This is a genomic window from Celeribacter sp. (assembly GCF_048266405.1).
GTDB lineage: Bacteria > Pseudomonadota > Alphaproteobacteria > Rhodobacterales > Rhodobacteraceae > Celeribacter.
Map to the genome: position 1 here is coordinate 462421 of NZ_JBLWZO010000002.1, position 16031 is coordinate 478451.

12 protein-coding genes and 1 pseudogene are annotated in these 16031 nt (G+C 56.2%); 7 read left to right on the forward strand and 6 right to left on the reverse strand.

All coding sequences use genetic code 11. The features are described 5' to 3' along the window. Window positions 1-24: 24 nt before the first annotated feature. The 5 genes from ACN0TS_RS07055 to ACN0TS_RS07075 all read right to left on the reverse strand — a co-directional run bounded on the left by ACN0TS_RS07055 (window position 25) and on the right by ACN0TS_RS07075 (window position 6292). Complete coding sequence (locus ACN0TS_RS07055) at window positions 25-783, reverse strand: SDR family NAD(P)-dependent oxidoreductase (RefSeq protein WP_417258627.1); 759 nt, start codon at window positions 781-783, stop codon at window positions 25-27. Window positions 784-908: 125 nt separating this feature from the next. After that, window positions 909-1889 carry a mannonate dehydratase gene (locus ACN0TS_RS07060; protein WP_417258628.1) on the reverse strand — a complete coding sequence of 327 codons (981 nt, stop codon included), beginning with the start codon at window positions 1887-1889 and terminating at the stop codon, window positions 909-911. A gap of 61 nt (window positions 1890-1950) precedes the next feature. Further along, on the reverse strand, window positions 1951-3603 hold the full coding sequence (locus tag ACN0TS_RS07065) for an ABC transporter ATP-binding protein (protein WP_417258629.1): 1653 nt from the start codon (window positions 3601-3603) through the stop codon (window positions 1951-1953). A 145-nt stretch (window positions 3604-3748) separates the two neighbouring features. After that, a complete protein-coding gene (locus tag ACN0TS_RS07070) occupies window positions 3749-4504 on the reverse strand; it encodes a ribonuclease activity regulator RraA (protein WP_417258630.1) in 756 nt (251 codons plus the stop codon). Between the two features lie 270 nt (window positions 4505-4774). Further along, window positions 4775-6292: an ABC transporter substrate-binding protein gene (locus tag ACN0TS_RS07075; RefSeq protein ID WP_417258631.1), complete on the reverse strand. Its 1518-nt coding sequence runs from the start codon at window positions 6290-6292 to the stop codon at window positions 4775-4777. A 104-nt stretch (window positions 6293-6396) separates the two neighbouring features. Between ACN0TS_RS07075 and ACN0TS_RS07080 the strand changes: the two genes are divergently transcribed. From ACN0TS_RS07080 to ACN0TS_RS07090, 3 genes are read left to right on the forward strand one after another with little or no spacing between them, the layout of a single operon-like run. Further along, the gene (locus ACN0TS_RS07080; RefSeq protein ID WP_417258632.1) at window positions 6397-7155 is read left to right on the forward strand and encodes a FadR/GntR family transcriptional regulator; all 759 of its coding nucleotides are present in this window, start codon (window positions 6397-6399) and stop codon (window positions 7153-7155) included. Then, entirely contained in the window at window positions 7155-8093 is a 939-nt protein-coding gene (locus tag ACN0TS_RS07085) for an ABC transporter permease (protein ID WP_417258633.1), read from the forward strand. Before ACN0TS_RS07080 ends, ACN0TS_RS07085 begins: the two co-directional genes overlap by 1 nt. Window positions 8094-8102: 9 nt before the next feature. Then, window positions 8103-8975, forward strand: a complete 873-nt coding sequence (locus ACN0TS_RS07090) for an ABC transporter permease (protein ID WP_417258634.1) — start codon at window positions 8103-8105, stop codon at window positions 8973-8975. Window positions 8976-9155: 180 nt separating this feature from the next. Here ACN0TS_RS07090 and ACN0TS_RS07095 read toward each other — a convergent pair. Further along, window positions 9156-9642: pseudogene (locus ACN0TS_RS07095) on the reverse strand (DDE-type integrase/transposase/recombinase); the annotation flags it as partial. Between the two features lie 761 nt (window positions 9643-10403). Between ACN0TS_RS07095 and ACN0TS_RS07100 the strand changes: the two are divergent. The 4 genes from ACN0TS_RS07100 (at window position 10404) to ACN0TS_RS07115 (ending at window position 15957) form a co-directional block, all read left to right on the forward strand. After that, on the forward strand, window positions 10404-11282 hold the full coding sequence (locus ACN0TS_RS07100; protein WP_417258635.1) for an ArdC family protein: 879 nt from the start codon (window positions 10404-10406) through the stop codon (window positions 11280-11282). Between the two features lie 407 nt (window positions 11283-11689). Continuing rightward, window positions 11690-12280 (forward strand): hypothetical protein, encoded by a 591-nt coding sequence (locus tag ACN0TS_RS07105; RefSeq protein ID WP_417258636.1) that lies wholly within the window; start codon window positions 11690-11692, stop codon window positions 12278-12280. Further along, window positions 12267-14075, forward strand: coding sequence for a relaxase/mobilization nuclease domain-containing protein (locus tag ACN0TS_RS07110; RefSeq protein WP_417258637.1), 1809 nt, complete (start codon window positions 12267-12269; stop codon window positions 14073-14075). Before ACN0TS_RS07105 ends, ACN0TS_RS07110 begins: the two co-directional genes overlap by 14 nt. Beyond that, a complete protein-coding gene (locus ACN0TS_RS07115; RefSeq protein WP_417258638.1) occupies window positions 14068-15957 on the forward strand; it encodes a type IV secretory system conjugative DNA transfer family protein in 1890 nt (629 codons plus the stop codon). Before ACN0TS_RS07110 ends, ACN0TS_RS07115 begins: the two co-directional genes overlap by 8 nt. Window positions 15958-16031: the final 74 nt, after the last annotated feature.

Sequence of the window (16031 nt, forward strand, 5' to 3'; positions counted from 1 at the left end):
CCAGCCGGGGCAAAACCCCGGGCGTCATCCCAGCCTCATGCCGCCATCCACCGGAATATCGGCGCCGGTGATATAATCTCCGGCCTCGCTGCACAGCATGGCGACCACGCCAGCGCATTCCTGTGGCGTTCCAATCCGGCCAAGAGGGATGTTGCCCTCGACCTTTGCCCTGTATGCATCGTCCGAAAGAGCAGCATTGTTGCGATCTGTCGCAATTGCCCCCGGAGCGACATTGTTGATCGTGATCCCGTAAGGTCCCAGTTGCACCGCAAGATTACGGACCAGATTTTCCATCCCGCTCTTCAACGCGGCATAGACCAACATCTGCGGATGTGGTCGCCACTGCTGAACCGAACCTATGGTAACGATGCGTCCAGCTTGTGCGGCTTTCATCTGGGGAAGGACAGTCTGTATCAAACCAAGAGTGCCGTAAAGATTTGCGTCGAACTGATGACGTGCCGTTTGCTGATCAATCTCAAGGAATTCTTGCGGCGTCTGAATTGCTGCATTTATGACAAGTAAATTGATAGGCCCGCCCAAGGATTGTTCTGCGTTTTTGACAATTGACGCCGGCGCTTCGGGATCAGAAATGTCGCCTTTGACGGTGCCGGCGCTGCGCCCAAGGCGGCGCACCTGTGCGGCGGTTTGTTCGGCACTCTCCCGCGATCCGGCAAAGTGAATGCAAACATCCGCGCCTTGTGTCGCCAGCCCGATGGCGATCTCGGCCCCGATGCCGCGGCTTGATCCTGTCACCAGCGCGCGTTTTCCCGTCAGATCGAACACGTCAAAGCACCTCCTTTTCGGTATGGGTTGTTATGTCATCTGGCCCCCGCCGTATTTGGCCGGTAAGCGCAAAGACTTGTTTGGATTGCAGTGCCGGCTGCCATGCCGCCCCGCGAATTAGTGCATCATGCATCCGACCATCCGTTCGCCTGCATCAACCCCTTCATATAGCCCACGGTAAAAATCATTCCGTTGGACTCGTAGCCGACGTTGATACCGTCGACCTGCGCGTCGGCCACGCTATCGCCATCCATTGCCGGTGCATGATCGGGCCGGATGGGACAAGTCAGCCCCAAATCGCGGTAGGCGGCAAACGTAGCGGCCATGTCAATCTGGCCTTCATCCGGAAAAGTTTCGGAAAACGCCTTGGCGGTGCCACGAACATCGCGGATATGTACAAAAGCGATCCGCTCTTTCCCCAAGGTCTTTGCGGCTGTGACAATATCCTCGCCCGCCGTTGAAAGTGTTCCTTGGCAAAAGGTGATCCCGAGCGCGGGGCTGGACGCGATCTCGAGCCCGCGTTCAAGCGACTTCAGATCAGTGAACACTCGGCAAATGCCACGAAGCGCAGGAACCGGTGGATCATCAGGATGCAACCCCATCCGCACCCCTGCCTTTTCGGCGGCCGGGACCACCCGCTGAATGAAATAGGTGTAGTTCTCCCAGATCTTGTCATGGGGAATCGTGCCCAATTCCGTGGGACCCGCGGCCTCGGCAAGAGTCGCATCAAAATCGCTCACCAATGCGCCGCCACGTGTCGGGATGCCGGTTCCGGTGCGAAACCATCCGAAATAGGCCATAAAGTTAAAGCACAGCAAATTGATGCCAAGCCGCCCCATGTTGCTTAGCATGTCACAATAGCGACCGATGTCTTCGTCGCGCCCGTCCAGCCCCAGCTTGATGCGCGACATATCAAACTGATCGCCTTCCAGCCCGATGATTTTGAAGCCGCCTGCGCGATAGCGCTCGACCTCGGATGACAGCGCCTTGTAATCCCACGGCGGCGTCTTGCCCGTCAGTTCCGGCGCAAGCTTGGCAATTGCACAATCAATGCCCATCTGGCGCGCGACACGCCAGCGGCGATCTTCAATCGGGGGGATCATCATGCAAAGCTGCACAGGCGTTTCCTTTCATCGAGGCGGATAGACATTGAGAGGCGATACAAGGTTAAATCGCGACGGGCATTTTCGGCACCGCGTCGATCAGGTTGCGTGTGTATTCATGGGCCGGGCGGTCAAATACCTGTTCGGCACTGCCCAATTCGACCAATTCGCCATGGCGCATGACGCCAATCCGATCGCACAGATTTCGCACCACCGCCAAATCATGCGCGATAAACAGAACCGTCATTCCCAGATCCGTCTTGACCTCGGCCAGAAGCTCCAGAACCTGCGCCTGCACCGTCACATCCAGGGCTGAGACGGATTCATCCGCGATCAGCAGCTTTGGTTGCACGGCAAGCGATCTGGCAATGGACAGGCGCTGCCGTTGCCCGCCGGAAAACTCGTGAGGGAACCGGTCCAACGCAGAGGTTGGCAGCCCAACACGTTCCAAGAGCGTGCCGGCCGCCCGGCGCTGCGCCTTGCGATCACCGTTGAGCCCGTGAATGACCATCGGCTCCATCAATATTCGGTCTATCCGCCAACGCGGGTTCAGCGCGGCAAACGGGTCCTGAAAAATCATCTGGATCGCCCGCCGCATCGCAAGCTTATCCTTGCCAACATATGACAAAGGGGCGCCGTTATGGAAAATTTCGCCACTATCGGCTGTTTCCAGTCCGACAAGAAGTTTGGCAATCGTACTTTTTCCTGAACCGGATTCTCCGACAATGCCAAGGATTTCGTCTTTCGCGACATCCAATGTCACTGACCGCAGGGCATTAACGATTTTGCCATCCGGCAGCGCATAGGATTTGCAAATGTCGCGTATCGTGATTAATGGCGTCGATGCACTTGCAAAGTTAACTTGCGGTCCCAATTCTGAATCAAACTTGGGCACCGCATCAATCAACTTACGGGTATAGGGTTGGGTCGGGCTGGTTAATATCTGGGTGGCAGTGCCGGTTTCCACGACGCGCCCTGCTTCCATCACGATAACCTTGTCGGCAATTTCGGCCACCACACCCAGATCGTGGCTGACAAAGATCATTGCCATCCCCAGATCTTTTTGCAGATCCCGCAACAGGTTTAGTATCTGAGCCTGGATGGTCACATCCAGCGCCGTCGTGGGTTCATCTGCGATGAGCAATTTCGGTCCCCCGACCAAAGCCATTGCGATCATCGCGCGTTGGCGCATGCCGCCGGACAATTCATGCGGATACGCACGCATCCGCGAGGCGGCCTCGCGGATGCCGACTCGTTCAAGCAGCGAAATCGCCTCATCCCTGCGCGCCCGGCCACGCAGTTTAGTGTGCAGGGTCAATGCCTCTTCGATCTGGTTTCCGATGGTGAACAACGGGTTCAGCGAGGTCATCGGTTCTTGAAAAATCATGCCGATTTGTCCGCCGCGTATTTTGCGCATCTGTCGTTCGCTGAACGACAGAAGTTCATCCGTTTGACCGCTTCCCTGATTGATCTTGATGTGGCTGCCCTCTGCCACACCCAGCGCATTGGGCAACAGTCCCATCAGGGCGAGGCTGGTTAACGACTTGCCACTTCCGGACTCGCCCACAATGGCAACTGTCTCGCCAACAGAGATATCGAAGGATACGCCCTCTATCAATGGCATCCCTGTCTTGCTCAATTCGATCTTTAAATCCGAGATCGACAGATAAGGGTCCAGTTCAGGCAATTCGCGGTTCTGTTGATCTGTCTTTGTCATGTAACTTACCTTGTAGCGCCCATGCTGGGCCACGCTGACTCTCACCGGATCACGCCATTATCGCGTCGGGGAATATCGCCCGCTGCAAGATAACTGCAGGCGACCTATGGCTGGTTTTAACAAGCTACGCTTGCATGACTGGCCTCTATTTGGCTTTCGCAGCGAGATCCGGATTTTCGCGCTTCCACTGTTCAAACTCTCCTTCGGCTTCCGGAGCAAGAGGATAATACCGACGCAGATCTCCACCCTTGGCCAGCTGAATGCGGGAAAAATCCTCCCATTCAGCATGCTCGCTACCGTGGCGAATAACCTCTTCCGCAAGATCGATAGGCACAGAAACCGCACCATCATCGTCTGCAATGATGATATCGCCGGGAACCACAAAGGTGCCCCCGCAGGCGATCGGGGTGTTTACGGCATATGGCATCAATCTGGTTTGCGTATGGAAATTCGGGGTTGTTCCCCGCATCCAAAAGCCCAAGTCCGTTTCAAATGCCTTGGTCGCATCGCGGATACATCCGTCGATGACCATGCCGATGCCGCCCTTGCCAGCAAAATACGTTAACATCATCTCGCCAAAGATTCCGCTGCTCATATCGCCGCGTGCATCAACAACCACAATGTCGCCAGGCTGCGCATCGTACAAGACGTGCCGGTGCAACTGTTTTTCGCGGTCAGAATACTCGTCTTCGCCGTACAGGTCTTCGCGCTTGGGCATGAACTGTAGCGTCAGCGCTGGCCCAGCGATGCGGCGGCCTCGCGTAAACGGCGCTGCTCCTTCTATAAAGGGATCGCGAATGCCAAGTTTATACAGCTCACTGCTCGCGGTTGCGCTGCCAATTGCGGCAAGCGCATCGACAATTTGGCGGGGTGGGCGTTGAATGCCGGGTATCTGGTTCATCTTCTGGGGTCTCCCTGAAAAATTATCTAATGGATTGGGCGACTCAGACAGTCGTCTTTGCCGTCGTAGCGGACGCACAAAGCTGTTGGCGCGACCAAGGTTTTCGGGGCAAATGGAATGCCCGTTTCAAGGATATGTCGGCGGCGGCGGATGCCAGAAATCAGGCTGGACAAATCAGCCCTATGGCACATGCGGGTTCGGCGGCCACGTCTTATTTCCTGCGGTCAGAACGGGCGCGCAAAGGATGCGCCCGCCCTGAACGTCGCCATATCAGTTGGTAAAAAACGCTTCTTCCAACCGCCACGTTCCTGAGGATTCACGGAACAGACCTTCGAGGTTTTCCGCAGCAACATCACGGATCGGCCGCAGAAACATGAACCCGTAAACAGCGTGGTCGAGCAGGTGCTTCTGGACATCGATATACAATGATTTGCGCTGATCTCGATCAATCGTGTTTTGCGCCGCATCAACCAGATCAAAAAATTCTTCGTTGGAATAGGCGGCAAAGTTTAACCCAGCGTCGCGCCCCATCAGGGACGTAAAGACAAGGCTGGGATCAATCCGCGGCACATTAATGCGCAGCAGCCCGATCTCATGGTTGGCTGCACGCACCTTGTCGACCCAAGCACCACGTTCAAGAATTTCAACCTCTACATCAAAACCTGCCTGCCCCAGCATCGCCTGTACAATCTGCGCAATCTGGGTGTCAGGGTCGCGCTGAATTACCGAAATGGTAATCGTCTCGTCGAAACCCAGTTCTTCCCGCAAAGATGTCGCTGCTTCGACGTCAAATTCAGTGGCTTTCAGATCGCCGTCAAAGATGAATTCCGACGGGGGGACAAGCGTCGGTGTCAGCGCCCCATAACCTTTCGAGACGACCTGCTCAATTGCGGCGTTGTTCACGGCATGCAGAACCGCACGGCGCAGATCAACATTGTCGAAAGGCGGCTTGCTGGTGTTGAACGCCATGAATTGATGAATGCCCGTTGGCTTTTCGATCAGCTCAATACCGTCGGCCTCTTCGATGGCGGGGAAATCCTGCACCTGAACAGTATCAACCAGTTGCACTTCGCCGGACCGAGCCTCAAGGATTTTTACAGCCGTATTGGGAATGACGCGGATCGACACCTTGTCCAGGTACGGAAGCGCGTTGCCGTCTACGTCCGTGCGCCAGTAATCAGGGTTTCTTTCTCCGACGACACGATCGCCACTGCGCCACTCCACAAACTTGAAAGGTCCGGTGCCGACAGGATTGCGGGCGAAACCTTCTGCTTCAGCTGCCGTTGGCGATACGATCATGCCGGCCTCGTTCGCTAGACCGGGCAGAACCGCACCGTTAAAACCACTGAAATTGATGCGCACTTCGTAATCCGACAGAACATCAACCGAAGTGACAGCGGAAATATCCGTTCCGTGCGGCGCGTTCACTTCTGGATCAATCACACGCTCAATGGAATATTCGACTGCTGCCGCGTCAAAATGGGTTCCGTCATGGAACACGACACCTTCACGTAGTTGCAGGGTCATGGATGAGCCATCTTCAGCAATCGACCACGAGGTCGCAAGCTCGGGCTGCATCTCGCCGTTGGCATCGACATAAAACAGGTTGTCATAAAAGAGATTGTAGTAGTTGCCATCAACGGACGGTGCATTGCCAAAAATTGGATCAAGGCTGACCGGCTCGATATCAGAGGCCGCAACCAGAGCTCCCCCGGCCACAGACTGCGCCCATCCGGGCACGGTGCCCGCGGCGGCAACTGCGATTGCGATTAAAATACTTTTGTACATCATTTCCTCCCAAAATTTATACTGGACAGTTATCTGATATCTTATAAATTTTGACTTGGCAATAGATCAGATATCAGATAACTTGAGTTCTGGAGGATCCACACATGAAACCCCTTAGAGATATCAATAATTGCCTATTCGCGCTTCCCGACGAAGATCGGGCGCAAAGCCGGTCCGAGGCTGTACTCAATCGCTTGACCGATCTCATTTCGGAAGGCCGCTTGGTGGCAGGGGACGCATTGCCCCCCGAAAGCGATCTGGCTGCGCAATTCAAAGTTTCCAAGCCGACAGTTCGCGAAGCGCTTCGCAAACTGGAAATGATGGGCGTGATAGAAATTGTTCATGGGCGGGGCTCGTCCGTCCGGCAGATAACGGCAGAGCCTTTGCAGGTCTTTCTGCGCTTGGCGGCTGGATCGCTGGACGAAGGGATCTCTCAGGTCATCGAATTTCGACGCGCCATAGAAGTAAGTGCTGCAGGTCTTGCTGCTCTTAACGGCACGCTGGAACAGCAGGATGCTCTACGGCAAATCATGGCGGACATGGATATCGCTGCGACCGATCATGACAGTTGGGTCGCCTGGGACATATCGTTCCACAACCATATTGCAGCAATGACCGGCAATACCCTGATCCGGTTCATGGTTGAAGCCATGCAGCCGATCATGCGCCAATCCATCTCGATGATCCATGGCCAGAAACAGCATAGGGATGCCGAAAAAACGCTGGCGCGGCACGTCACCCTTAGCAACAACATCCTAGCAGGAGACATCTTCGCTGCGCAAAAAGCTATGGAAGAGCATTTCGATGCATCTGCCTCTGTCGCGATAACCTATTTGTCCCAAGAGCCAGGCGGAGACCGCTAATGAAGCGCTTAGCGAACAAGGCAACGCAACTGGCAACAGTCTTGGTGATCTCCAGTTTTATGGTTTTTGCAATCGGTGCGCTTCTGCCGGGGGACCCTACCCTGACCGTTCTAGGTGAAAACGCCACGGTGCAGCAGCGTGCACAATTGCGAGAAGAGCTTGGTTTGGATGATCCGATCATCGTGCGCTACGCCCACTGGGCAGTGAATTCGCTGCGGGGTGATCTGGGCACATCGCTGCGCACGCAGGAACCGGTGGGCACGATTATCGCCGAACGGTTGCCAATCACGCTTGAGCTGACGTTTCTATCGGTGGTTCTGGCCGTTGTAGTTGGAATTCCTCTCGGCGTTGCCTCCGCAAAATGGCGGGGCGGCGCACTCGACCTCGGTATCGGGGTGGTGGGGTTGTCGAGTCTGGCCGTTCCCTATTTTTGGCTCGGTATTCTGTTGATCTTGTTTTTTTCCATTCGGTTGGGATGGGTGCCTCCCTCTGGTCATGTACCATTTTTTGAAGATCCTCTCGAAAACCTAAGGTTGATGATCTTGCCTGTCCTGACCGTTGGCACAGCGATGGTCGCGTTGGTGATGCGACAAACTCGGACAGCCATGCTCGAAGCCTTGTCACAGGACTATGTCCGAACCGCCCGAGCAAAGGGCACGTCCGAGGCAAAGGCCGTCCTGTATCACGCGTTGCGCAATGCACTTAACCCCATTGTCACAATCGTCGGGTTGCAATTCGGAGCGCTGATGGGTGGAGCTGTGGTGACAGAAACGATTTTTTCCATGCCCGGCCTGGGCCGATTGGTTGTCGATGGCATTTTCAACCGCGATCTGGCCGTGGTTCAGGGCGCGATCCTGACAATCGTGCTTTGCGTGGTGGTGATCAACCTTTTGACCGACCTTCTTTATTCGCAGCTTGATCCCCGCATAAAGCTTTAGGATTCGATTATGACCAGAATAGATATGTCGCAATCGCAAAAAACCGAACGGTCGCGCACGACCAAAGCGCTCTGGGCTCTTGCATCGCATCCGATGGGATGTCTCGGAGGCCTGATCCTGTTGTTCGTTATTCTGGCGGCGGCCCTGGCCCCTGTCATCACAACAGTCGGTCCCGCCGAGATTGACTATACCGCGATCATGCAGCCACCGACCGCAAACTATATCTTCGGCACGGATGAGATCGGGCGCAGCGTCTATAGCCGGACAGTCTATGGCGCGCGGATTGCTCTAGCCATTGTCACGATATCGGTTGGGTTGGCCCTCTGTCTCGGCACGTTGATGGGCATCATCTCGGGCTTTTTCGGAGGCCGCACAGACACGGTAATTATGCGGATCATGGATGCGGTTCTGGCGTTTCCCACTCTGGTTCTGGCTCTGTCGATTGTCGCCATTATGGGGCCGAGCCTGATCAATGCCCTTATCGCGATTGCTATTGTTACTATTCCCAGCTTTGCACGCCTTGCGCGTGGGACGGTTCTGGTTGTACGGGAACTCGATTATATAAAAGCGGCTCAAGTATTGGGTGCGTCAAAGCTTCGCATCATGTTCCTCCACATCGCCCCCAATATTATGCCCAACGTGATCGTCTTTGCATCGCTGACTGCCTCGGCGGCGCTGATCACGGAATCCGGCCTCTCATTTCTCGGCCTGGGTGTTCAGCCCCCAACCCCTAGCTGGGGGTATATGGTCGCGATCGGCATGAACTACTGGACATCATGGTGGATGAGCTTTTTCCCCGGGCTTGCGATTTTCCTCACTGTGCTCGGGTTCAATCTTTTCGGTGACGCGCTGCGCGATGTCCTTGATCCCAAGCACACATAATACATCACTCCGGAACTGCGCAACAAAGCCCCAGCGCAGGATCGCCCAACGAGCTAAGCACGGGACGTTGCGCTATTTGAATTGAGTCGGCTTGTTGTCTGGCGGATGTGCTCGGCCATGAAGCCTCGAACAATAGGCCGATAAAACGGATCTACGCTTTAACTGTTGATTTCCGCTGAGACGATGATTGACCTCTGCTTTGTAGAGGCCAATCATCGTCTCAGCGAGCGCATTGTCATAGGCACAACCGACGGTTCCGACACTGGGTTCCAACCCAGCATCCGCAAGCCGTTCTGTGTATTTGATTGACAGATATTGGCTGCCCCTGTCGCTATGGTGGATTAGGTTCTCTGAAGGCCGCCGTTCATAAAACGCCTGTTCCAATGCATCTAAAACAAACTGTGTTTGCTGTGATTTTGATGCGCGCCAGCCAACGATCTTGTTGGCAAAAGTATCGATAAGCGTGACCTTGTCCGCCATTGGTCCGAGGACAATGGTTGCGCGGCCACATAGACAAAGCCTTGCCAGGTCGAGACGTAGGTAAAATCCGATACCCAAAGTTGATTGGGCATGGTTGCACGGAACTGCTGTTCACTCGATCCAAAGGACTGGGCAGAGCCTTGTCCGGCCAAGTCGTCTTCACCTTCTTGCCGCAGCTGACTGACTGTCATATTCGGCCTGATGTTCTAACTCCATCCGCAAAGCTCGTTCGCGCACTTCAGGTCAATATCTGTTTCCACATTTGTTCTTTTCCATAACTCAGCATCCTTACTTCTGGGTTTCCGGCAAACAAGGGGCGGTTCAGTCTCGCAACGGCGGACATCCATTGACCGCGCCCAGGACTTGCGCCCGAAGTTCCCCCTGCCCTGGTCGCCCTGTGGCCTGATGCGCTTAATCCGTACCTCCGAGCCAGATTAAAACGCAGCCACATGCTCGCACAGGGCAGTGTGCCTTAGTCCGTCGGATAACAGTCACTTTTGAGGTTTGGGTCAGCTTGTGACGTGAAGGTCAAAGTTGTGTGACGTTCCACACAAAGGGTTTCATTTGCGGCTTGGGGTTCGGGTGAACCGAACGCCACTGCGCTGCATCAGGGTGAAGGCGCGGCCTTCCCCCTCGTGCAATCCTATTAGACAGCACCGTGTCCTCGGCTACGCCTGCGGGCCGCACCATAGCTGTCGAATAGCATTGCCTCGCCCCCATCCGCGTTCGCCACGTGGCAGGTTTTAGAGACGAGGCCCTGAAGGCCATCTCTCAAAACCAGCAACCAAGGGCGCATGTCTGAAGCGTTTCGACAAAAGACATACGTACTCTCCCACTCTGTTCCGCCGAATACATGCGTATTCGGTCAGATCAGGTGGCCGAGGCGCAGCCCATCGGCGGAAGGGGCGAAAAGCCTCACCCGCGTCACTTTGATCGAGGAGGCCACAAATGGCACAGAAGTTTGATGTTTATGCCCATGTCACCGAAACCATTATCGCAGAGATCGAGGCAGGCACGCCGCCGTGGCGCAAGCCGTGGACTGGAAGCGCATCCGGCATTGCCCTGCCGACCCGACACAATGGCGAGGAGTATCGCGGGATTAACATCCTGATGCTCTGGGTCATGGCTGCCAAGCATGGCTATGCGTCCAGCCGCTGGATGACCTACAAACAGGCGCAGGAACTGGGCGGTCAGGTCCGCAAAGGTGAGACGTCGTCGACCGTGGTCAAATACGGGACGTTCACCCGAGAGAACGAGCAGGGCATTGAGGAAGAACTACCCTACGCGCGCGCCTATCGCGTGTTCAATGCCGATCAGATCGAAGGTTTGCCGGAGGAGTACTACATCCGGCCCGAGGCCCCGCGCGATCTTGGGACGCAGGAAGAACCAGAGCTTGAGGCGTTTTTCAGCCGGACAGGGGCGGAGATCCTCACTAGCGACGACCCGCGCGCCTATTATTGCCCCGCCAAGGATCACATCCATATGCCGCCGATTGCCACGTTTCACGATGCGGCAGGCTATTATGGGACGTTGGCCCATGAGGTGATCCATTGGACTGGCAGCGAAAAGCGGCTTGAGCGGATCAAGAAATTTGCGAACCGTGAGGCCTATGCCTTTGAAGAGCTGGTCGCAGAAATCGGCGCGTGTTTCCTTGGGGCTCAGATTGGTGTCGCGCCTGAGATCGGTCAAAGCGCCGCTTATGTTGAAGGTTGGTTGAAAGCGCTCAAGGAGGACAAGAGGGCGATTTTCCGCGCGGCGTCCGAGGCGCAGAAGGCTGCCGATTTTGTCCTGGCAGCCGCAGGTCAATCGAAAGCAGCCGCAGCATGAGTTGCCCCGCAATCTTACCCACGATGACGTGCCGCAAATGCGGCGCGTCAAACCCAGTGATCTTTCTCGCGCCGATTATCGTGAAAGGCAGTTGCACCTGTATTTGCTTGGATTTTGCAGAGGCCCGTTCGTGGCTGGATCCGGACGGAAACTTGAAACCCAGTGTTGAGCTTTAAACGTCTGCGCGCTGCCTCATGTGGCGGGGCGCAGACGTTGGGGGATGAGATGAGAAATTATGGCCCGTGCTGTTGCGCAAGGGCCGCCCAACATCCCTGTAGCAGCCTATGGCTGCTCCAAACGGAATACAGGCAGTTGATACAATATTATAATATTGAATCAATTATGGCGAAATGCCATAACGTGACTGCCTGTATGAAGCTGGCAAGAAATAGGGGTGATTACTTCACATGGGCCGACCGCGCGCACCACGGCACAAGCGACTGACGCAGAACCAGCGTTTTGCCATTGTGCGCAAGCGTGCCGAGGGGGTGCCGATCGAGGATCTGGCCCGTGAATTCGGCGTCACGACCCGCAGTATCTTCTACACATTGAAGGCCGATCAAAGCCGCAAGTTCGATGCGCGCGTGCGCTCTGAACTGGTGAATGTCCGGCTGACGCCAAAGGAGCTTGCGGGCTTCGATGCGGTGTTGACGCGGCATGATATCACCAGCCGCGCCGAAGGCCTGCGGCGGCTGATCCATGCATCAAATGATCTCTTTGTTCCCGATGATGAGCTGGCTGAACAGATGCAGGGACTGTCAGCCTCGCTCAATCGCACCGGCAACAATATCAACCAGATCGCGCAGCGACTGAACGAGGCAAAGCGCCAAGGCAAGACGCCGCCTTATGGCAATTCTGCCCATGGCCAGGTGCGCGCCTTGGCCGGGCTGATCTTTGACATCGCGGATCAGGTTCAAGACATGGCGCAGCGCCGCCGCAGCGCGCTATCTGGCGAGGTCGCCCGCGTTCTGGGGGGCTTTGCCGATGGCCCGAAATAGTGCCGTTGTCGCCGCGCAGGAGGCCTTCTTTGATCGCGACTGGAGCCGTATTCGTGGCGGCGTCCCGCGCGCTCGCGCCAAGCAGATGGCGCGCGCGGCCATGGGGCATTCCCCCGCGATCTTCAAAGCCATTCGTGATGGCGGAACGCACAACAAATCGCAGCTGCGCAATCAGTTGGAATACCTGACCACCAAGTCGAGCTTTATCATCGACAGCCGTGGCACCTATGACGGCCAAAGCGTCCTGTCAGCCAAAGAGATCGAGCAGGTCACGCGCCGGTTTTCAGCGCAATGGAATGAGGGGTTCCATCCCAAGCTGGGACATACCTCGCACCTCTTGATGGCTTTCCCGATTGGCACGCGTGGCGAGGATGTCGCCGAGATCACGCGCGAGATCTGCGAGCGCTTCTTTCAGGGCGAAGGCAGCCACTTCGACTACATCGCCGCCGTACACGAGGATCGGGACCACCCCCACGCGCATATCGTTCTGAACCGGCGCAGCAAGGATGGGGAGTTCTTCTTTCTGAAGGAAGGGCACCATTTCAACTACGACAGGTTTCGCGAGGCGATGGTCGAGGTGTCGGACCGCTATGGGCTGCGGCTTGAGGCGACGCGAAAGCTGGAGCGTGGGGTGACGACAAAGACGCCAAGCGACGTGGATCAACGTCGTGCAGAAGCCACGGGACAGAAGCCGACCGAGCGCGAGCGCGTGGGGCCGGAGCTTGACCGCGCCTTGGCTGAAGTCGCCCTGAACGCGCGGCTCTATCGCGGCTTGGCCGCCGAGGCCTCGCGCGAGAACCAGCATGACATTGCAGCAGCATTGGACAAGGCCGCGACGCTTTTGGCGCAGGGCAAACCGATTGAAGCAGATGGAAAGGTATATGGCATGGCCGAAGAACAGCATTCCTTTGACGAGGTCGTGGATGCCTTTCACGACAAGATCAACCAGGCCGAACGCATTGTGGCAGACGCGCCTGTAGAGCGACGCGCGGCGCTGGAACATGAGCTGAACGACATCTATCGCTCTTTGTCACATCTGAGCCCAATGGGAACGCAGTCCCATACCTTGCTCGAAGACGCGTCCAGGACTGGGATCTATTCGGCCGCGAATATCCAGGCCGAAGCTAAAGAAGCGTTGCAGGATCCAGCACTGGCAGAACGTCTTCAGCAGGCTTTGAAAGGCACCGGAATTGACGCCCAAGAGGTGACACGTCGTGTCGAAATCGGCGCGGAAAACGCGGCACTGGAAAGGCAATGGCTTGGACAGGATTTGAAGGCGATTGCCGAGAAGGAGGGCCTTGACCTGTTACGCGCTGATGAGCTTGAGAAAGCGATCGACCGCCTTGACCATATTCACAGTGATCTGGGTCGTTTGTTGGCAGATGCTCAGGTTCTCAAAGACAGTGGGGCTGTGGAGGCCAACCGGCAGGAAGCCATAGTCGACCGGCTGCCGCCGACCACGGCTGATATTCTAAGCCGTATGAGTGACGACCCAACCGCAGATCCATTCCGCAGCGATCTGGAACGCGAGACCTTCCGTGCTGAGATGGAGGAACTGGTCGGTGAAGAGCAGGCCGCCGACTTGGCGATTGGTGACGAAACCACGCTCGAAGAACACATCGAAGACCGCCTTGATCGGCTCTATGCGGCCAAGGCCTATCTCCAGAGCGATGCCGTACTGGCGAACAGTATGGCGATGGAGCATGTCCTCGACGAGATCGCCAATGAAGAAATTGATGTTCAACGCGAGCGGCATGTCGATGCCGATGGTGAAAAGGGGATGACGCATGGGTAAGGCGCAGATCGTACTCGGGGTCATGTGCTTTGCTCTTCTGGGCGCTGTGCTGGGCTATGTTATGGCGTCGGCCTTTCTGACGTTCCGTTGGTATGGAGTTGGGGTAGATATCGATTTCCTGATGTTGGCGCGCAGCTATGGGGTTCTCCGAATGACCCATCCGGCCGATATGCAGATTATTCACTTGATCATCGGTATCAGCACCGGCGCGGGTGTCTTGCTCAGTGCGGTCTTGATGAACGATGCGCTGACCAAATTTGGGCAAACCCACTGGCAGCAGATGTCCGAGATGAAGCGGAACGGCTTTTTCGGCAAGCCTGGCCACGGCTTTGTCCTCGGCAAAATGGGCAAGCCCCAAAGCCGAAAGCCCTTTGTCATGTCCAAGGTTTTTCCCCATGCCTTGATCGTTGCCCCGACTGGACGCGGTAAGACGACGGGTTTCGTCATCCCGAACCTTCTGACCTATCAGGGCAGTGCCGTGGTGCTGGACGTGAAGGGCGAGAATTTTGAAGCCACCGCGCGCCACAGGGCCGCGCAGGGCGACAAGGTGTTCCGGTTCGCGCCAACAGATTGGAAAGATGGCCGCTCGCACCGCTACAATCCCTTGCTGCGCATATCGGCGCTGGAGAATGTCGACCGCCAGCAGATGGAGTTGCAACTCTTGGCTTCGTTGTTCCTACAAGCTGATAGCGATCGGGTTCAGGGCCTTCTCGATGGCGGTATCGATCTGTTTGTTGCGGCAGGACTTCTTGCCTTCGAGCGAAAGCGACCGACTTTAGGCGAGATCTACCGGATCACTGCCTCTGGCGGTGACAAGCAAAAGGAATATCGCCGCTGCGCTGACGAAGTGGTCAATCCGGCGGCCAAGCTGATCTTCATGCGCATGGCCTCGACGAACAACGACACGCTGACGTCTTACTTGTCGCTCTTGATGACTTCGGGCCTCAAGCAGTGGTCGAACCCTGCAATCGACCGTGCAACAGCAACTTCAGACTTTGATTTTCGTGACATCCGAAAGACGCCGTTTTCCGTCTATCTGGTGGTCGAGCCGCTGATGGTGAAACCCCTCGCGCCATTGATCCGCTTGTTCTTTTCCGATTTATTGGCATCGCTGCAGGACCATGAACCCGACAAGGACGAGCCTTGGCCGGTGATGATCATGCTCGATGAGTTCAACCGTCTGGGCAAAATGCCGATTGTGCTCGACAGCATCGAAACCCTGCGATCCTACCAGGCCAATCTCGCAATCGTCACACAGACCATCCCGGCGCTAGATGAAATCTATGGTGAAAACGCCCGACGCGCCTTGCAGGGCAACGCGGGCATCAAGCTCTATCTGACCCCTTCAGACGAAAAGACTATCGGAGAGCTCAGCAAGGCCGTCGGCAAAACCACCAAGCGCGTTGTGACCCGCTCGCGCTCAGTCGGCCGCAATCCCTTCGCTGGGCGGAGCATGTCCGAACGAACTGAAGAAACCGCGTTGCTGCCCGAGGATGAGGCGCGGCGCATGGATCTTGATGACATCGTTCTCGTGGTCGACGCGCAAATGCCCGTGCGCGCCAAACGGATCAAATTCTATGACGACCGGTTCTTTAAGAAGATCTTCGACCAGCAGACCGGCGATCTGCCTTATCCCTCAGCCGGAGACCAGATGCGCGGGCTGCAAGGGCAGATCAAAGCGCTGGAGGCGAAGATCGGGGCGTTGGAAGTGCCGAGAGCCGTTTCAGGTGGCCCTGAAAGTGGTGGAGAACGGCGAGAAGAGATCGATGATTTGGCCAGGGAAGAGCGGGGTGAGCCGAACGATGATAACCCTAGTTTGGACGAGTATCAGGCCGGAGCTGAACGGGTGGAGAGATTTATGGAGGAGGCAGCTCGGGAATGAAGGGCGGAAACCGGTCATCTGTTTTGTTTTGCACCGAGACTTGCTTCGGGTAATCCACTTTCTACGACGAAGAA